Below are 18,389 nucleotides of genomic sequence, written 5' to 3'. Positions count from 1 at the left end.
TCAAAATCGTCGCGCCAGAAGTGCGAGTTCAAACCGGCGCTTGTCCTGGTGCGTGATGGAATCGAGAATGAGGCCAATGGCCGCCAGCAGCATGGCCACGATCCCGAGCCCCGTGGCAAGGATCGCCAGAGGAATATGTTCGATGTAAGCGTGACGAATATATTCGTCGATCACAGGCATGCCGGCCAGCAGCGCCAGGATAGCGGCAAAAACGGCAGCACCACCAAAAAACATCAAGGGGCGATAATAGCGCAGGATATTGCCAATCGTGGTGAGCACGCGCGCACCATCCGCGAATGTGTTCAGCTTGGAGAAGCTGCCCTCCGGCCTGTCACGGTAATTCACCGGAATTTCCACAATGCGAAAACGCTTATCCAGCGCATGCAATGTCATATCCGTTTCAATCTCAAAACCTTCGACGAGAATGGGATAGGATTTGACAAAATGACGATTGAAAACCCGGTAACCACTCATGATATCGGCAAGCTGGGCGCCAAACAGCTTGTTTACCAGGTTTCGCACCAGACGGTTGCCAAAGCCATGCAAAGCCCGCGTATTCTCGGCCGCATAGTGCCCGTCGCTGTGGCGATCCCCCACCACCATATCCGCCTGGCCCGCCACAACGGGCGCTATGAGATCCTTCGCCTGGGAGGCCGGGTATGTCATGTCCGCATCGGCGAGAACATAGATGTCTGCCTCGACATCCATGAAGGCGCGACGGACTGCATTGCCCTTGCCGGGGCGACGCTCGTTGATAACGCCCCCTGCACAACCCAACTTCGATATAGTGTCCCTGGCTATTGTTTCTGTAGCGTCCGCTGATCTATTGTTAATAACCCAAATAGAAGCATCTGGTAACGCCGCATGAAAATCGTGTATGCAAGAGGCAATTGTCAATTCCTCATTATATGCAGGTAAAATGACGGCGACCAGCGGGTTGTTTTGCATAGCTCACTCAACTCTCATCTTAGACATCAAAATTTTCTATCTAAGCGGACAAGTAATAACCTAATCTTGAAACATAAAAATGGATTTTATGTTGTTAAGTATTACGTTATATATTACCTTAAGACATTGTCAACATTGTTATTTTTTTATCCAGAATCCATCGCGCGCGCCTCCGTTTGCGCAACCGTGTAGGCGCACGGGGGGTCTTTGATCTCCGCTTGCCGATTTGCGGTCTGTATCTTGGGCTTGCAATGCGGCGCGTCGGGCGCGGCTGCTACGGCGTCTTGCTGGTCTCGACGCTTTGGACTTCGCAGATGCCTGCGAATCCGCACCGCGGAAGGGGGTCGGAGGTGTCAAGGTCTGCGCCGTATCGGAACACCTTGTTGACGGAAACCGCGGCAGGACCGCGATGATAGCGCCACTGCAGGCTTTCCGATCGTCTCAACCTTTTGTCGATACCGGCGATTTCACCCGCGCGATCGCCTCATGCCAACGTGTGAGCACATCGGCGCGCACCTCCGCCGGCATGGTTCCGGGAGCAAATGTGCGAGCATGGGACGGTTCGGGTGCCGTGATGCCCAGCGCGCGAAATGCCATAGCGGCCGCGCCGAGGGCGCCGACTTCAGGCTGATCGCCCCGAAGCACGGGTCGATCCAGGATGTCGGCCTGCAACTGCATCAGGAAGTCGTTGGTGGACGCGCCGCCATCTGCCATCAGGCCCGACAAATCCGCCCCGACATCCTTTTGCATGGCGTTGAAGACATCGGCGATCTGGAGCGCCACGGCCTCCATGGTTGCGCGGGCAATATGGGCCGGGGCAGTCGCATGGGTCATGCCGGAAATCGTGCCGGTGGCCGCATCCGTCCAGTGCGGCGCGCCCAGGCCGGCAAGCGCCGGGACGAAGACCACCTTGCCGCTATCCGGAACTGACTGCGCCAGGTCGGACAATGCAGCAGGCCCGGCAAGGCCCAGCATGGTCGCGGCAAAGGCAATCGCCTGAGCCGAGACGGTGATGTTGCCCTCCAGCGCATAGGCAACCCCGCGATCGTCGGACCAGGCGATCGTGCTGGACAGGCCATGGCCAGAGAGCACGCGCCTGTCGGTCAGGGTCATCAGCGAGGAGCCGGTTCCGTATGTCGCCTTCACCAGTCCCGGCCTGCGCACCCCATGGCCGTAGAGAGCGGCATGGCTATCACCCATCATGGTCAGGATCGGCGTCCCGCCGGGCAGCGCGGTCGCGTCCAGAGCGGTTTCGCCGAAATGACTGTTGGACGGTCGGGCTTGTGGCAGCGCCGACATGGGCACATGAAAGAGGTCGCAGAGCTCAGGGCTCCAGGCCAGTCTGGCCGTGTCGAACAGCATGGTGCGCGAGGCGTTGGAATGGTCCGTCGCGAAGACGCTGCCGCCCGTCATCTTGAACAGCAGCCAGCTGTCCACCGTGCCGGCGCGCAGCCGTCCCTGCGCCGCCAGGTCCCGCGCCGATGCCACATGGTCCATGACCCAGCCGAGCTTCGAGGCGGGGAACAGGGCGTTGATCGACAGCCCGGTCACGTCGACGACATCAGGGTCGTGCCCGGCATCGATCAGGGACTGGCAGGCGGCTGCGGTCCTGCGGCACTGCCACAGGATTGCAGGTGCCAGCGGTTCGCCGGTCTCAGCATCCCAGACCACGAGGGTCTCCCGCTGGTTGCTGATCGCGATCCCCGCAATGGGGCCGTGGCCGCCCACAACAATCTCTGAAATGACCGAGCGCACGCTGTCCCAGATGTCGTTGGCCGACTGCTCGGCCCATCCCGGGCGTGGATAGCTCGATGTCAGGGATGCGGATGCCTTGGAGACGACCTTGCCGGAGGCATCGACCAACACCGCCTTGGTATTGGTCGTGCCCTGGTCAATGGCGATGACGAAGGATTGCCTCTCCACCATGGACCTCACCGCTTGCGCGCCAATGCCCGACGCGCTGCCGCAGCGATACCGTGGGGGCTAATGCCATAGTGCTCGAAGAGGAAGTCGACGGAGCCGGTAACAACAAAGCCCGGGAAGCCGACCCGCTCTACCGGCACGGGGCGGTGCCCTGCCGTAAACTCGGCAACCGCGCCGCCCAACCCGCCGCGGATATTTGCCTCTTCTATCGTCACGATCGCTCCGGTTTCGTCGGCAGCAGCGGCGAGCGCCTCTTCGTCGAGCGGGTTGAGGGTGGCCATGTTGAGCACGCGGGCGCTGATGCCTTCGGCCTCCAGCGTCTGTGCTGCACGGGCGGCCAGATGCACCGTGGTGCCGCAGCCGATCAGCGTTACGTCACCTCCGTCTTGAACGCGTTCGGCCTTTCCAGGGCGGAAGACACGGTCCTTCACGGCAAGCTCGGGCACCGGCATGCGGCTGAGACGGATATAGACCGGACCTTCATGGGCCGCCGCCCATTTCACCGCTTCAGCCGTTTCCCAGGCATCCGCGGGCACGATGACGGTGATGGCATCAAGCGGACGGAGCCAGGCGAAATCCTCGATCGAGTGATGTGTGGGCCCAAGCTCGCCATAGGCCACGCCAGAGGACTGGCCGACAAGTTTCACATTGAAACCAGCATAGGCGATGTCCGCCTTGATCTGTTCCATGGCGCGGCCGGTGAGGAAACATGAGGCCGCGGAGACAAACGGCACCTTGCCGCCATTGGCAAGGCCGGCGCTGACGCCCACCATGTTCTGCTCGGCGATGCCGACATTGATAATCCGTTCGGGGAATGCCTTCTGGAAGCCACCGAGCTTCGATGATCCTACGGAATCGTTGACCACGGCGACAATCCGTGGATCACGGGCAGCAAGTTCCTCAAGGGTGCGTGCCCAGGCATCACGGCAATCGCTGAAGCCTTCCTGTTTTGCAGCGGGAGCAGCCATCAGACCAGTTCCTCCAAGGCAATCCTGTATTGTTCGGCATTGGGCACGCCATGGTGCCACGAGGCCTTGTTTTCCATGAAAGACACGCCGCGACCCTTTATCGTATTGGCGATGACGCAGAGCGGACGACCCTTGCCGAAGCGCGGGGATGCCAGAACCTCGAGCAGCGCACCAATATCGTGGCCATCGACCATGACGGCCTCCCAGCCAAAGGCGCGGAATTTTTCGTCCAGGGGATCGAGGCCATTGGTCTCCTCCGTTCCCATGCCTTGCTGCAGACGGTTTCGGTCCACGATCAGGGTCAGGTTCTCCAGCTTGCGGTGACCGGCGGTCATCGCCGCCTCCCAGTTGGATCCCTCCTGCAACTCGCCATCTCCCGTCAGCACGAAAGTACGGTGGTCGCTTCCCGAGATCTGGCCCGCGATGGCAATGCCGAGCGCCACCGGCATGCCGTGGCCGAGTGGCCCCGTATTGGTTTCCACGCCCGGCAGGTAGTTCCGGTTCGGATGGCCGTTCAGCTTCGAATGCGGCTGCATATAGGTGCTCAGCCAATCCTCGGGATAGTATCCAGCGGCGCAGAGCGCGGTATAGAGCGCTCCGGTCGCATGTCCCTTCGACATGATGAACCTGTCCCGGCCTTCCAGTTCGGGCTTTTTGGGATCATACCGCATCACGCCGAAATAGAGTGTGGCGATGATGTCGATGGCGGAAAAGTCCCCGCCCGGATGTCCGAGCTGGGCCTCATAGACCATCGTGAAGGCGCGCCGGCGCATCCACAGCGCCTTCTCCCGGATGGTCTGAACGGTATCGTTGTTCAGCATTCAACAAGCCTTTCAATCTGGCGGCCTAAGCCGCCGTAAGCGGTGCTCACATGGCGCCGAAGAGAGCCTTCTGCGCGATCCGCAAGGCAGCGATGGCGTCGTGCCGGCTCTGGGCTTCTTTCAGCGCATCGACATCGAGCGCATCCAGCCCCTTGTCTGCCGCCTTCAGGAAATCGATCGCGTGGTTGGCCGTCGCGACGCTGTCCTCGCGGAAGGGGAACTGGTCGAGCTGCCAGACGCCCTCCCACTTGTTCTTCCTCAGCACATAGAAGAACTCGAAGAGTTCGATGGGATGCAGGCTGCCGGCGACGAGATCGTCATCCCAGCTGCGATAGTTGTCGTTCACGTCCATGCCGAACAGACGTCCATAGTCGATGGCGAGCTGCGCGCTGTCGGCCGCGGATTCCCCGCCCATGATCGCATGACCGAAATCCAGGAGAATGCCGATATTCGGCAGGCCGATCTTTTCGATGCCCAGCAGCGTGCGGGCGACCGAGCCGAAGCTCATGCGCACCCTTGGCTCGCGCGGCTTGTATTCGATCACGAATTTCAGATCGGGATTTTCGCTGGCCAGCTGCCCGACACCATCAAGCGAGTGCTTCCAGAGCGTGCCGTAATCGACCTGGAAGGGATAGTCCCAGCCATCCTGGCCCGGCCACAGCTTCACATAATCGGCGCCGAAGTAACGAACCTGGTCGCAGGCTTCCGTGACGATCTCATGGGCGCGCCTGCGAACCCCGGCATCGGGATTGGTGAAGGAGCCCTTGGAGAATTCCCGGGTGTAGATCTCAGGCGTAATGCCGATGACACCGAGATTGTTGCGGTCGAGGGCGGCCTTGATCTGCGCGTTGGTGAAATCTCCGCCGAAAAAGGGATAGTTGATGTCGACGACCGAGAGATCGCGGACCTGGCCAGCCAGGTCGATTGCGTCGATGACGCTGCGGGGTGCGCCGTAGCCATCCGTGGCGTAGCGATCGACATAGGTCGCAAAGTGCCAGATGCCGGCGCCAAAGCGTTGTGTCGTCATGGGTTTATCTCCTCCATTTCGGGTAATCGGTGCAACAGGCCGCCGGTTTGCTGGCGTGGGGAACTTGGCTTCGCTGGGGTCGATGGCCTGTGCAGATGTTTTCGTTTGATGACGTTTGATTTCGATATCTTCCATAATTTCGCAGTTCCGACAAGAGAGTTTCGCGATACCTCATCATAATTGCTGCGTTGCGGCGAAATTATCTCGCTATGCGGTCGAAACGACAGGTAAGTGGCGATAAATCGGGACAAATACAAAACGTATTGACAAGAAACGAAACCATTCGATAGAAAACGCAACAGGTCACATGGAGGTGGCTAGAGAGAGGGAGGTTTCTCATGAAAATTTCACGCCGCATGCTCGTATCCGTTTGCGCTTTGGCGCTGTCCGGTTTCGTTCCGGGCCTTGCCATGGCCGCCGGTACCATCGCGATCATCACGCCAAGCCATGACAATCCGTTCTTCAAGGCGGAAGCCGACGGTGCCGCGGCCAAGGCCAAGGAACTGGGCTATGAGACGATGATCATGGTTCATGACGACGACGCCAACAAGCAGAACGAGCTGTTCGATTCCGCCATCGCGGCCGGCGTCAAGGCCATCATCCTCGATAACGCCGGTGCGGACGCTTCCGTCGCTGCCGTCCAGAAGGCCAAGGACAAGGGCATTCCGTCCTTCCTGATCGACCGCGAAATCACGGCAACGGGTGTGGCTGTTTCGCAGATCGTATCGAACAACTACCAGGGCGCGCAGCTTGGCGCGGAAGAATTCGTCAAGCTGATGGGCGAAAAAGGCAACTATGCCGAACTCGTCGGCAAGGAATCCGACACCAATGCCGGCATTCGTTCGCAGGGCTATCATGACGTGATCGACCAGTATTCGAACATGAAGATGGTTGCCCGCCAGACGGCGAACTGGTCGCAGACCGAAGCCTATACGGTGATGGAATCGATCCTGCAGGCGCATCCCGACATCAAGGGCGTCATCTCCGGCAACGACACCATGGCCATGGGTGCTTATGCTGCCCTTGAAGCCGCTGGTCGCAAGGATGTCATCGTCGTCGGCTTCGACGGCTCCAACGATGTCCGCGATTCCATCCTGAAGGACGGCATCAAGGCCACGGTCTTGCAGCCCGCTTACCAGCAGGCCCAGCTGGCAGTCGAGCAGGCCGACAAGTTCATCAAGACCGGCTCGACCGGTGTTGAAGAAAAGCAGCTGATGGACTGCATTCTGATCAACAAGGACAACGCGTCCAAGCTCGAGACCTTTGCTCTCAAGCAGTAACGTGACGTCTCAGGTCACCCGGTGCGTCCGCGCTCCGGGTGACCGTCTTTTGTTGAAGAGCATGGTCCCCAGATGATGAAACCCATCCTTTATGCAATGGGCCTGCTGGCTGTCTCTGGTCTCACGGGCTGCAAGCTCGTGAAGACGCAGACGGCCGACCAGGCTGCTGCCGATCCGATCGCGACCCTCGTGGCCGACACGTTCGACGCAAAGCTCGTTCCGGCCCTTTCTGAAAAGGCGGTCGATCTCGCCGTGTTGCGCGAGGCGGTCGTTGCGGGATTGGATGCTGCCGGCGGCAAATATGGCTTGCGGGTGGGAGGTGCCGGCGGTGGCTGGAACTTCGCCGTCAAGGGCAAGGCCAAGGTTCTGTCGGAAAACCGCGAATCCAAGGCGGCGATTGCCGAGATCGACGTGAATGGCGACGGAAAGGCCGATGCCACCCTGCAGCTCGGCCCGGTGGTCAAGGGATCGGCGTTGCGCGACGCCACGCCCCTCTATGATTTCTCCGCGTTTCGCGACCAGATCGAATATGCCCGGCTCGGCCGTGCGCTGAATGACCGGGCGGTCTCAGCCCTGCCCGCCGAGGGATCTTTGAAGGACAACACGGTGGAATTTGTCGGCGCGACCGTCATTCGCTCCGCCACGGAGATGCCGCTGGTCACCCCGGTTTCGATCGAGGTTGCCCCATGAGCGAGACGCATCCGATCGGGCTGACGATCCGCTCAGGCTCCAAGGTCTATCCCGGCACGCAGGCCTTGAAGAATGTCGATTTCGATCTGCGCATGGGCGCGGTCAATGTCCTCGTCGGCGAAAATGGCGCCGGCAAGTCCACCCTGATGAAGGTCATCGCCGGGGTCGAGCAGTTGAATGGCGGCACGATCACGCTCGACGGCAAGCCTGTCGTCTTTGCCGACCGGACGGATGCGGCCCGCCATGGCGTCGGCATCGTCTTCCAGGAACTCAATCTGTTTCCCAACCTGACGGTGACGGAGAACATCTTCGTCGGTCACGAAAAGACGGTCGGCGGCATCCATATCGACCGGGCTGCCCAACGGGCCGTCGCGGCTGCGCTGATGAAGCGGCTGGAACAGGATATCGCTCCCGATACGCAGCTCGGAAGCCTCAGGATCGGCCAGCAGCAGATCGTGGAGATCGCCAAGGCGCTCGCCGAAAATGCGCGCATCCTGATCCTCGACGAGCCCACGTCAGCCCTTTCGGCGGCGGAGGTCGAGGTGCTGTTCCGCGTCATCGGCGATCTGAAGCGCCAGGGTGTGGGAATTGTCTATATCTCCCATCGCCTGGAGGAACTGATCCGCATCGGCGACTATATTACCGTGTTGCGGGACGGCGTGATCACCGGTGCGCGCTCCATGGATGGTGTCGATATCCCCTGGATCGTCTCCAACATGATCGGCAGCGCATCCAAGGAGTTTCCGAAGACCGAAAACCACGCCCTGGGCGAAGAGGTCTTTCGTGTCGAGGAGATATCGCTGCCCAGTCCCGCGGGCGGCTATGTGGTCGACCACATGTCGCTGTCGGTACGATCAGGCGAGATTGTCGGCCTCTATGGCCTGATGGGTGCCGGGCGGTCCGAACTGCTGGAATGCATCATGGCGCAACATCCCGCCTCCACCGGAAAGCTCTTCATCGGCGGAGAGTATGTTCGCGAAAGAAGCGTTTCCGGCAGGATCCGCCGTGGCCTGGCCTTGATCCCCGAGGACCGAAAGCGCGATGGTCTGGTGCAGATCATGAGCATTCGCGAAAACCTCACGCTCTCGTCGCTTGGGGATTTCACCCGCGGCTTTCATTTGAGCCTGAAGGCCGAAGCCGCCAAGGCCGCGGATTTCGTCAAGCGCATGGCGATCAAGATCGCCAGCCTCGAACATCCCGTCTCAAGCCTGTCCGGTGGCAACCAGCAGAAGGTCGTCATCGGCAAGGCCCTGATGACCGGCCCGCGCATTCTCCTGATGGACGAGCCGTCCCGCGGCATCGACATCGGCGCCAAGGCGGAGATCTTCCGCACCATGCGCAAGCTGGCCGCCGATGGTCTCGGCATCCTTTTCGTCACATCCGATCTGGAAGAGGTGCTTGCTCTGTCCGATCGCATTCTCGTCATGGCCAATGGCAGGCTGACCGGCGATTTTCCCGCCGGCGCCGCCGCAGCGGATGTCATTTCCGCCGCCACGCCCAATCTGAACAAGGTCCAATCCCGATGAGTACAGCCACCGCCAGCGGCAGCAAGATTGCCGGCCCGTCTTCGCAGACCTCGATGCTGCTGCTTCTCCTGAAGATGCGGACCTTTGTCGCCTTGATCCTGGTCTTCACCTTTTTCGCCATCGCCGCACCCAACTTTCTCACCGGTGCGAACATGCTAATCATCTCGAAGCATGTGGCGCTGAATGCCCTGCTTGCCATGGGCATGACCTTCGTCATCGTGTCCGGCGGCATCGATCTCTCCGTCGGGTCGATCGTCGGCCTTTGCGCCATGGTCGCGGGCTATCTCGTGCTCTACGGCATCGACCTGCAGATCGGCTGGAGCCTGCAGTTCAATACGCTGGAAATCTGCCTGATCGTCTCGATCGTCGGCATCCTGATCGGGCTTATCAATGGGGTGCTGATCACCAAGCTGAATGTCGCGCCGTTCATCGCGACGCTGGGCACGCTCTATGTCGCCCGTGGTGCGGCCCTGTTGTTCTCGGACGGGCGGACGTTCCCCAATCTCGCCGGCAATCCGGACTATGGTTCCGATACGTTCAAGCTGATCGGCTCGGGCAGCCTGTTCGGCCTTCCCCTCTCGGTCTGGATCATGGTCGTCGTCGCGCTGCTCGCCGCCTACCTGGCGACACGCACGCCGCTCGGCCGCCACATCTATGCCGTCGGCGGCAATGAACGCGGTGCGGCCCTGTCCGGCGTCAATGTCGATCGCATCAAGCTCTTCGTCTACATGTTTTCGGGCTTCTGCGCCGCCCTGGTCGGCCTCATCATCGCCTCGCAGCTTCAGGCCAGCCATCCCGCTACCGGCGAGACGTTTGAACTCAACGCGATCGCGGCGGCCGTCCTGGGCGGCACGTCGATGTCCGGTGGTCGCGGCCGCATTGGCGGCACCATTATCGGTGCCTTCGTCATCGGCATCCTGGCCGATGGCCTGATCATGATGGGCGTTTCATCCTTCTGGCAGACCGTCATCAAGGGCCTTGTCATCATCGCGGCTGTCGTGGTCGACCAGGTGCAGCAGAAACTGCAGGCCCGCGTCGTGCTCCAGAGCCAGGCCGCCTGAGGATTTCCACCAGCGGCCCCTTGTTGTAAGGGAGCCGTTGGATAAGATCAAAACAGTTTCTACTGTTTGCGAATATGGGGTTTGGGCCAGCGAATGGACTCGAAGACGGACAATGACTCTTCCGAATCCATGGTGGGGCTGCTTTCCGAGCCGCGGCGCCGCCGGATTCTGGAGTGGCTCCAGGAGGAGGGGTCTGCCCGTGTGCGTGAACTGGCCTCAGCCTTCCATGTGTCGGAAGCCACGATCCGGCAGGATCTGGAGCGGCTGGAAAATGACGGCTTCATCACCCGCGAACATGGCGGCGCCTATCTGAACCCGGTGGCGCCCCAGGTCGGCACCATGACCCTGCACCACCAGGAGAACATGGACAAGAAGCGCAAGATCGGCGCCTTGGCGGCAGGGCTCGTCAAGGACGGAGAAACGCTGATCCTTGATGCGGGTACCACGACGACCGAGATCGCCATGCGGTTGACCACCCGTCGCAATCTGACCCTGATCACCAATGCGCTGAACATCGCGATCATCCTGGGCGCCGTGCCCACCTTCGCCGTGCATATGCCCGGCGGCCAGTTCAAGTCGCCGACTTTGTCCCTTTCGGGCGACAAGTCGGTCGAGTATTTCAGCAACATCTTTGCCGGGAAGCTTTTCCTCGCCACCGCCGGCGTCGATCTGGAAGCCGGACTGACCTATCCGTCCTTTGCCGATCTTCAGTTGAAGGAAGCGATGATCAAGGCGGCGGCCCATGTCTACCTGGTCGCCGACTCCACCAAGATCGGCCGATCCTCCTTCACCCGCCTGAGTTCCCTCGACGTGATCCAGTCCCTGATCACCGATGATGGCATTCCGGACCGGGTCGCGCGCGAGTTCGAGCGGCGTGGCGTGGAAGTCCTGATCGCGTCTTAGAGCCTTTCAGGGTCAAATAGAAGCGTTCTGCTGGCTCAAACGGAGTCGGATGGTGGACCGACCGGCGCGCGTCGTAGCCAGGCTCTACGGCCAAGCCGGTCGGTCGACCAGGCGGCCCGTTTCAGCCAGCCCGAAGGGCCGGGCATCTTTCCGCCAGGATCAGAGGCGATCGGCTCGGACGTACCCAGGGTATGCCCGTCGCCAATCGCCTCTGCCCTGACGAAAATCTGCTCCGGCAGAACGCTTCTAGTTAACCCTGAAAGGCTCTAAAGCATGTCGCGCAAAAGTGCGCAGCGGTTTTGCGACCACGACATGCGGAAAACAAGGGACTGAAGCGTAGAAGCGAATCTGAAAGATCGCGACACGCTTCAGTCTGCAACCGCAGCACACCCTGTTTGCCTACCCTACAGTGCCAGTTCCCGGCGCAGCGTTTCCAGCCTATCCATGGCCACGACACCGTCCGCAATGGTCGGGGCTGCCGTTTCCTTGCCGCCCAGGGCCGGAATCACGTCCTGCAGCAGGGAGTAGTATCCCTTCGGGTCTTCATTTGCTGCGGCGGTGAAGTTCGGCTTCCAGGTCAGGCTGTCGACATCGTCAAGCAGCGCCGCCCTGGGGTCGTCGATCTTGAAGGCGGGATTGCGGTTCCACTTGACATCGATGACATTGTCCACCTCGATGCGCTGGTGGTCGCCCATCAGTTCGATGCGCTCGACCGGTGCACCGCGGGACTGGATCGTGCCCATGGCGATGGTGCCGATGGCGCCGCATTCGAAATCCAGACTGATATGGAACAGCACCTTGCCCGGCTCCTTCTCCACCTTGCGGGCGGTCAGCTTCTTCACCGGGGAGACGAGGAAGGACACGAGGTCCATATAGTGCACGCAGTGGTGCAGGAAGAAGCCGGTGTAATCGACATTGCCGACGAAATAGCCGGGCGCCGTCATGTAATAGCCCGTGAGACCCAGCACCTGACCGAAGCGGCCCGACTTGACGATGTTCGCCGCGATCTTGTTGCCGGCGGAATAGCGCTTCATGAAACCCACAAGCAGCGGTTTTTTCGCCTTTTCAGAGGCGGCCAGCAGCTCGCGCGCGCCGGCCGCACTGCCCGATGGCGGCTTTTCCATGAAGACCGGCAGGCCCCGTTCCAGGGCCGCCTTGCCGAACAGCAGATGCTGGTCGGGACCGACAGCCATGCCGATGGCATCGAGCCCCGGCGTTGCGATGAGTTCCGCGGCATCGTTGGTCAGTTTGGACACGCCGAACTGGCGGCCCGCCGCGGCAAGCCGGGCGCCGTCGATATCGCAAAGCGCGGCAAGCTGCACGTCGTGGCGTACCACCTGGGGAAGAAGCATCTGGGTTGCGTGCACGCCGCAACCGATCCAGCCGATTTTCAGTGTCATCTGCGATATTCCGTCAGCATGATGTGGGATTTGATGAAATTGGCGCTCTGGGCCAACCGCTCGCTTTCGTCCTCGTGCGGCGGGCGCCACTGGGCGAAGGGAACGCCGAAGCGGTCGTCATTGCGGCGGAAGGGTTCGAGCGAGACCGGGCCCTTGTAGCCGACCTGGTGCAGTGCCCGGAAGACGCTCACCCAATCGGTCGCGCCGGTGCCCGGGAAGCCGCGATGGTTTTCATTGGCCTGGAAATGCACCAGCCGGTCACCGGCTAGAAGGATGGCCTCGGCAATGTCGGCTTCTTCCATATGCATGTGGAAGGTGTCGAGCATCATCTTCACCGCGGGATGGGACACGGCGTCCAGCAGTTCCATGGCCTGCTGCGTCGTGCAGAGCACATCGCTTTCGAAGCGATTGAGCGGCTCGACCGCCAGCGTCACGCCGAGCTTTTCCGCATGGTCGCCGGCATCGCGCAACCCGGCAACGCAGCGCGCCTTGCGGGCATGGCGCTCGCTTTCCTCGACAGGCTTGGGCGCACGGCCGGCAAACACCAGCGGATTGCCCGTCAGAGGCCCGCCGACGATGGTGGCGCCTAGGGCGGCGGCCGTATCGGCGGCATATTTCAGATAATCGACACCGTTGCGATAGGCGGTCTGGTCCTCCGACGAGAGGTTGCGCTCCAGGTTGACGCGGGCGGCGAGCACCACGCCGAGACCGGCATCCTCCAGCGCCTTGCGGGTGTCGGCGAGGACAAGTTCGCCGGGCTCTGGCACCAAAAGCTCGACGAAATCATAGCCGAGTTCGCGCATGCGGGAAAAGAGATGGAAATGCTCGGCCGTAAATGGCCTTGCATACTGCATTGAAATCAACCCGACGGGGTTCATGGTCATTCCTTTACTTCTAAAAACTCAGCCCTTGACGGCCCCTTGGGTAAGACCGCCGATCAGGCGACGCTGGACGATGAGAAACAGGATGGTGGCCGGCATGGCGCCGACGACCGCGCCGGCCGAGAGCAAACCCCACTCGATCTGGTATTCGCCGATCAGCGTCTGGATCGCCACCGTCACCGGCCGGACGTTTCTACCGCCAAGCGTCAGTGCATAGAGATATTCGTTCCAGGCGGTGATGAAGATGTAGATGCCGGTGGAGATGATGCCGGGCATGGTCAGCGGCAGGACGACGCGGCGCAGGGCCGTCAACCGCGAACAACCGTCGATCATGGCAGCCTCATCCAGGCTCTTGGGGATGGCGCCGATATAGCTGGTCAGCATCCACACCGCGAAGGGAATGGCGACAGTGGCATTGGCAAGGATCAGGCCGAAATGGGTGTCGAGAATGCCGGCTTTGCGCATCAGCATGAACAGCGGCAGGATCAGCAACACGATCGGGAACATGTTGATCAGCAGGAACTGCAGCATGACCAGCTTGCGGCCGGGAAAGCGGAAGCGCGAGAAGGCATAGGCCGCGGTGACCGACACAAGAAGGCCGATGACGACAGTGCCGGCCGCGATGATCAGGCTGTCCAGCATGTTGCCGAGGAAGCTCGTCTGGCGGAACAGCCTGACATAATTGTCGAAGCTCCAGCCCGTTGGGTCAAGCGATACACCCGTTGCATTCAGGATATCGGTCGGTGTCAGGGAGGTCAGGATGATCCAGGCGAAGGGCGCCATGGCGAAAAGCACGATGATGGCCACCGGCAGGTCGGTGGTCAGGATGCGGCGGAGCGTCGAGGGCTGGTTCATCGTTCGACCTCCTTCATGGTGCGGATCAGATAGACGGCGACGACGGCGCCGAGCAGCAGGGTGAAGGTGACAGCGATCGCCGTGCCATAGCCGAAATCGAGGTTCTGCCGGGCGCGGACAAAGGCGTAGAGCGGCAGCGTGTGGGTGGCATAGCCGGGGCCACCGCCGGTCATGACGAAGATCACGTCCATGGAATTGGCAACCCAGATGACCCTGAGCAGACCGGCAGTGCCAAGCACGGGGGCGATGCCCGGTAGCGTGATATGGCGGAACTGCCGCCAGGCGCTGGCGCCATCGATCGAGGCGGCCTCGTACTGACTTTTCGGAATGCCCTGAAGACCAGCGAGGATCATGACCGCGAAGAAGGGAAAACCCTGCCAGGTGAGCGTGGCGATGATGGCATAGAGCGCGAGATCGGGATCGGCCAGCCACGGCACAGCCGTCTGCACGATGGAGAGGTGCAACAGGATGTCGTTCAGCACGCCGGTATTGGGGTCATAGATCCACCGCCACATCAACGCGATGACCACAGATGGCAGCGCCCAGGGAATGATGATCAGCGCTCGCGCCAGGCCGCGCCAGGGGAATTCCCGGTTCAGCAGCAAGGCGGTGATCAGCCCGAGCCCCATCTGCAGGGGCACGGTAAGCCCGATCCACACGGCGGTATGCCCCAGCGCCGTCCAGAAGACCGGATCAGCGAACAGCTTGATATAATTGCCGAAACCGACAAATTTCGAGGCATTCGGCTTCCACAGGATCAGGTCGAAGAAGCTGGTATAGACCGCCTGCGCCATGGGGAAGAAGACGATGAACAGGGTGACCAGGAAGGCCGGCGCCAGAAGCGCATAGGGCATCAGCCGGGTCGATAGCTGAGGCGCTATAACGACGGCGGGCTGACGGGGTGAAACAACGGTCGACATGATCTTGATCCTCGCCTTGCGGCTGGGTGGAGAAGGCCGCCCGAAGGCCGGGCGGGTATGGGTTCGAAGGAAAGGCCTTGTTTGCTTGGCAAAAGGCCCTTTCTGGTGTGGCAAAAAGGCCCTCTCCCCGGATACGGAGACGGGGAGAGGGTCGAGGTGGCGCTCGCACGCCCCCTCGGGAGGATCCGTGTTACTGCGCGAACAGGGCTTCCAGTTGCTCCATCATCTGCTTTGACGTGATCTGGCCGGTCAGCGCCTGCTGCATGTTGGTCTGCCAGGCGGTGTTGACGAATTCCGACGTTGCCGTGTTCTGCGGCAGGACATGCGCGAAGGGCAGCGAGGCGACCGTGGCATCGACGAAGCGGCGCTCATGCAGCGTCCAGTTGGCGGCGCCGCTCTGGGTCACGGTCATCTGGCCGGTCGCCTTGTTGAAGGCCACGTTGTTCTCGCCTTCCGCCAGGAAGGAGATCCACTTCCACGCGGCATCCTTGGCTTCCGAAGCGGAGAAGATCGCCAGCGATTCATCGCCATAGGAGGTCCAGCGACCGCCGCCGCATTCCGGCACCGGTACGGCGGAGACCTTGTCGCCGAGCGCCTTCACCATGTCGTTGGACGAGCCGATGTGATGGATCGTCATGGCCGTCTTGCCGCTCTTGAAGGCGCCCGTGATTTCCTGGAAGCCGTCATTGGGGGCAGATGGCGGAATGACCTTGTCCTTCTGGAACAGGTCGATCAGCCACTGGTTGGCGGCGACAGCCTTGTCATTGGTCAGGCCGCCTTTTTTCAACTCGGCACCCTGGGAAAGCACGAATGCGCCCCACTGGTCCCAGCCGCCCTTGCCGCCGCGCAGGCCGAAGCCATAGGTGTCGGGCGCCTTGGTCAGCTTGATGGCGGCGTCGCGGAATTCCTCGCAGGTCGTCGGGGGTTTGAGGCCCGCCTGCTCGAACAGGTCGGCGCGATAATAGAGATAGAGCGCCACATACTGGATCGGCAGATAGTATTGCTGGCCATCGGAAGACTTGTTGAGTTCCAGCAGGTTGTCGAGCAGGTCGGCCTTGCCCGGCCAGGCATCGATGCGCTCGCTGATCGGCTCCAGCGCACCCATCTCGACCAGGCGCGGCTGGGCGAACAGCTTGACCATGGCCGCATCAGGCGCATTGCCGCCGACCAGCGAGGTGTAGAGCGTGTCGTAATAGCTGTTCCACGGCACGTTTTCGGCTTCGATCGTGATGCCGGGATTGGCCGCCTCGAATTTCTTCACGAGGTCCGCCATCGGGTTTTCCGGGTTGTCGAAGTGATACCAGAAACGAACGGTTTCCGCCTGGGCACCACCGGCAACCAGCATGGCGCCAAGGGCAACACCCATGGTCAGTTTTTTCAAGTAGCTCATGTTTCCTCCTCCTGAGATTATCTGGCTACGCTGTCGCGGCCAGTCTTGATGCTGCCTGTCCCGCAAGGCGGAGCGCCCCCCGCGCCGCCTCAAGGTCGATCGAATTCTGCAGAAACCCATGCGTGACGCCGGGATGAATGGTGGTTGTCTCGTCGCGCCCGAGCGCCTTCAGCCGTGCCTCCAGCCGCAGCGTGTCCGACAGCAGCGGATCGACACCGGCGGCGGCGAGATAAAGCGGCGGCAGGGCGGCGAGCGCCTCATCGGAGGCCCGGAGCGGCGCGGCCAGCACGTCACTGCCTAGCGCCGTCGGTTCCCGCCCGCCGGCATAGGCCGACCAGTAGCGCTGCATCTTCGCGCGCGTCAGCCCAAAACCCTCGGCAAATTCGGTATAGGACGGCGTGTCGAAATCGCAGTCATAGGTGCCGTAGAACAGCAGGGCCCCGGCAAGACTGGTTCGGCCGGCTTCCTGCTCGTGCAGCATGGCCGAAAGCGCGAGATTGGCACCGGCGGAATCCCCCGAAATCAGCAGCGGGCCTGATGTCACGCCGAGATTGGCGGTCGCGGAAAAGGCAGCGCGCATGGCCGCTACCACGTCCTTCAGCCCGGCAGGGAAAGGGTCTTCCGGCGCCAACCGATAATCCGGCATCAGCACCGGCAGGCCGCTTTCGATCGCCAGCAGACGGGCGCAGCGCTCGTGGGTTGCGGTGCTGCAGAAGCAGAAGCCGCCGCCATGAACGAAGATCAGCGCGCCAGACCGGGCATTGTCCGGCACCAGCACTTCGAGCTTGCGCCGGGCGGAACCCAGCGCCGGATCGGCCTCGATGAAAACCGTCTCGCGGCGGGCAAGCGCCAGCAGGTCGCGGTTCCACCTCTCATTGTTGCGCTCCACCAGGGCGCGGCCTTCGGCCGACGGCATCAGCGTGGCGTCCGGCTGCGGACCGTCCTCGGCCAGCACGCGGGCATTGAGCGCCGCCATTTCGGCCGAAAGGTCTCGGGGAAAGTTGCAAGGCTCGGCCGTCATTGCGTGGCATCCGCGAAAACATCGGGACCGAGATCGACGATCGTGGCGATGTGGTGACTCAGCGCGGCACAGGCCGCAGCAACATTTCCGTCCGCAATTGCCTCGATGATGACGCCATGGCGGCGCGCGGTCGCCACGAGATCGCGCGGCGTCTGGGACCGCGAAATCTTGAACCGGTGATTATGGATCAGACAGCGGTGCAGGATCGGATCGAGCGCCGGAAGGTCGGCATCCCGAAACATGCGCCGGTGGAAATCCCTGTCGTGGGAGGCGAGCTCCAGTTCGTCGCCGGCCTCCGCCGCCTCCAGCATGTCGGCCAGCATGGCGCGCAGATCCGGCACCAGCGAGGCGCTGCGGGCATGCATGACGCGCACCATGCCGTTGCATTCGATCTGCTGGCGCACGCGAAACATCTCGACCGCCTCGGCTTCCGTGCATTGCGACACCTGGGTGCCACGATGGCCATTGCGCAGCACGAGCCCCTCTTCCTGCAGCTGCAGCAGTGCCTCGCGCACAGTGCCCTGGCTGCAGCCGAAATGCGCGGCAAGCTCCAGTTCGGTCAGCGCCGCCCCCGCAGGAAGCAGACCCAGCATGATCTCTCGCTTCAGCCCATTGAAGGCAGCCGCCGATTTCGGCGGTTTGCCTTGGATGGGGCGGCCCTGGCTGCGCTCTGAAAAATACGACATGTCGATACCCGAAGGAGTTGCTTGACGTCTTGTCATCATTATCGATAATGATATTGATAAATGACGTCAAGGCCTGTTTTGGCCGTGGG

Annotated in this window: 17 protein-coding genes; 5 read left to right on the top strand and 12 right to left on the bottom strand. The window is 61.5% G+C overall.

The features are described 5' to 3' along the window. The 5 genes from B9A97_RS03135 to B9A97_RS03115 all read right to left on the bottom strand — a co-directional run bounded on the left by B9A97_RS03135 (position 1) and on the right by B9A97_RS03115 (position 5,687). Complete coding sequence (locus B9A97_RS03135; protein ID WP_084363548.1) at positions 1–948, bottom strand: glycosyltransferase family 2 protein; 948 nt, start codon at positions 946–948, stop codon at positions 1–3. Between the two features lie 441 nt (positions 949–1,389). Further along, the gene (locus B9A97_RS03130; RefSeq protein ID WP_084363547.1) at positions 1,390–2,874 is read right to left on the bottom strand and encodes an FGGY family carbohydrate kinase; all 1,485 of its coding nucleotides are present in this window, start codon (positions 2,872–2,874) and stop codon (positions 1,390–1,392) included. Positions 2,875–2,879: 5 nt separating this feature from the next. Then, positions 2,880–3,839, bottom strand: coding sequence for a transketolase family protein (locus tag B9A97_RS03125; protein ID WP_084363546.1), 960 nt, complete (start codon positions 3,837–3,839; stop codon positions 2,880–2,882). Next, positions 3,839–4,660, bottom strand: a complete 822-nt coding sequence (locus tag B9A97_RS03120) for a transketolase (protein ID WP_084363545.1) — start codon at positions 4,658–4,660, stop codon at positions 3,839–3,841. Before B9A97_RS03120 ends, B9A97_RS03125 begins: the two co-directional genes overlap by 1 nt. Before the next feature lie 46 nt (positions 4,661–4,706). Beyond that, on the bottom strand, positions 4,707–5,687 hold the full coding sequence (locus B9A97_RS03115; RefSeq protein WP_084363544.1) for a TIM barrel protein: 981 nt from the start codon (positions 5,685–5,687) through the stop codon (positions 4,707–4,709). 338 nt (positions 5,688–6,025) lie between these two features. On the opposite strand from B9A97_RS03115, the gene B9A97_RS03110 reads away from it, so the two are divergent. From B9A97_RS03110 to B9A97_RS03090, 5 genes are all read left to right on the top strand, one after another. Next, entirely contained in the window at positions 6,026–6,967 is a 942-nt protein-coding gene (locus tag B9A97_RS03110; protein WP_084363543.1) for a D-ribose ABC transporter substrate-binding protein, read from the top strand. A gap of 72 nt (positions 6,968–7,039) precedes the next feature. After that, complete coding sequence (locus tag B9A97_RS03105) at positions 7,040–7,657, top strand: DUF2291 family protein (RefSeq protein ID WP_210189673.1); 618 nt, start codon at positions 7,040–7,042, stop codon at positions 7,655–7,657. After that, positions 7,654–9,183, top strand: coding sequence for a sugar ABC transporter ATP-binding protein (locus tag B9A97_RS03100; protein WP_084363542.1), 1,530 nt, complete (start codon positions 7,654–7,656; stop codon positions 9,181–9,183). Before B9A97_RS03105 ends, B9A97_RS03100 begins: the two co-directional genes overlap by 4 nt. Then, positions 9,180–10,244, top strand: coding sequence for an ABC transporter permease (locus B9A97_RS03095; RefSeq protein WP_084363541.1), 1,065 nt, complete (start codon positions 9,180–9,182; stop codon positions 10,242–10,244). Before B9A97_RS03100 ends, B9A97_RS03095 begins: the two co-directional genes overlap by 4 nt. A gap of 93 nt (positions 10,245–10,337) precedes the next feature. After that, positions 10,338–11,147: a DeoR/GlpR family DNA-binding transcription regulator gene (locus B9A97_RS03090; protein WP_084363540.1), complete on the top strand. Its 810-nt coding sequence runs from the start codon at positions 10,338–10,340 to the stop codon at positions 11,145–11,147. Between the two features lie 404 nt (positions 11,148–11,551). On the opposite strand, the gene B9A97_RS03075 is transcribed toward B9A97_RS03090, so the two are convergent. The 7 genes from B9A97_RS03075 to B9A97_RS03045 all read right to left on the bottom strand — a co-directional run bounded on the left by B9A97_RS03075 (position 11,552) and on the right by B9A97_RS03045 (position 18,300). Next, positions 11,552–12,547, bottom strand: a complete 996-nt coding sequence (locus B9A97_RS03075; protein ID WP_084363539.1) for a Gfo/Idh/MocA family protein — start codon at positions 12,545–12,547, stop codon at positions 11,552–11,554. Then, positions 12,544–13,425 carry a sugar phosphate isomerase/epimerase family protein gene (locus B9A97_RS03070; RefSeq protein ID WP_084363538.1) on the bottom strand — a complete coding sequence of 294 codons (882 nt, stop codon included), beginning with the start codon at positions 13,423–13,425 and terminating at the stop codon, positions 12,544–12,546. Before B9A97_RS03070 ends, B9A97_RS03075 begins: the two co-directional genes overlap by 4 nt. Positions 13,426–13,449: 24 nt before the next feature. Next, positions 13,450–14,283 (bottom strand): carbohydrate ABC transporter permease, encoded by an 834-nt coding sequence (locus tag B9A97_RS03065; RefSeq protein WP_084363537.1) that lies wholly within the window; start codon positions 14,281–14,283, stop codon positions 13,450–13,452. Next, positions 14,280–15,203: a carbohydrate ABC transporter permease gene (locus tag B9A97_RS03060; protein ID WP_084363536.1), complete on the bottom strand. Its 924-nt coding sequence runs from the start codon at positions 15,201–15,203 to the stop codon at positions 14,280–14,282. The genes B9A97_RS03065 and B9A97_RS03060 overlap by 4 nt, the downstream gene beginning before the upstream one ends. A 190-nt stretch (positions 15,204–15,393) precedes the next feature. Next, the gene (locus B9A97_RS03055; RefSeq protein ID WP_179145206.1) at positions 15,394–16,593 is read right to left on the bottom strand and encodes an ABC transporter substrate-binding protein; all 1,200 of its coding nucleotides are present in this window, start codon (positions 16,591–16,593) and stop codon (positions 15,394–15,396) included. 25 nt (positions 16,594–16,618) lie between these two features. Then, a complete protein-coding gene (locus B9A97_RS03050) occupies positions 16,619–17,614 on the bottom strand; it encodes an alpha/beta hydrolase (protein WP_084363535.1) in 996 nt (331 codons plus the stop codon). Next, entirely contained in the window at positions 17,611–18,300 is a 690-nt protein-coding gene (locus B9A97_RS03045; protein WP_084363534.1) for a GntR family transcriptional regulator, read from the bottom strand. Before B9A97_RS03045 ends, B9A97_RS03050 begins: the two co-directional genes overlap by 4 nt. Positions 18,301–18,389 lie beyond the last annotated feature (89 nt).

The organism is Rhizobium sp. RU36D (assembly GCF_900176345.1).
In the GTDB taxonomy this organism is placed as follows: Bacteria; Pseudomonadota; Alphaproteobacteria; order Rhizobiales; family Rhizobiaceae; genus Allorhizobium.
The sequence above is the reverse complement of the archived record's forward strand: the minus strand, read 5'-3'. Positions and strand labels throughout refer to the sequence as shown.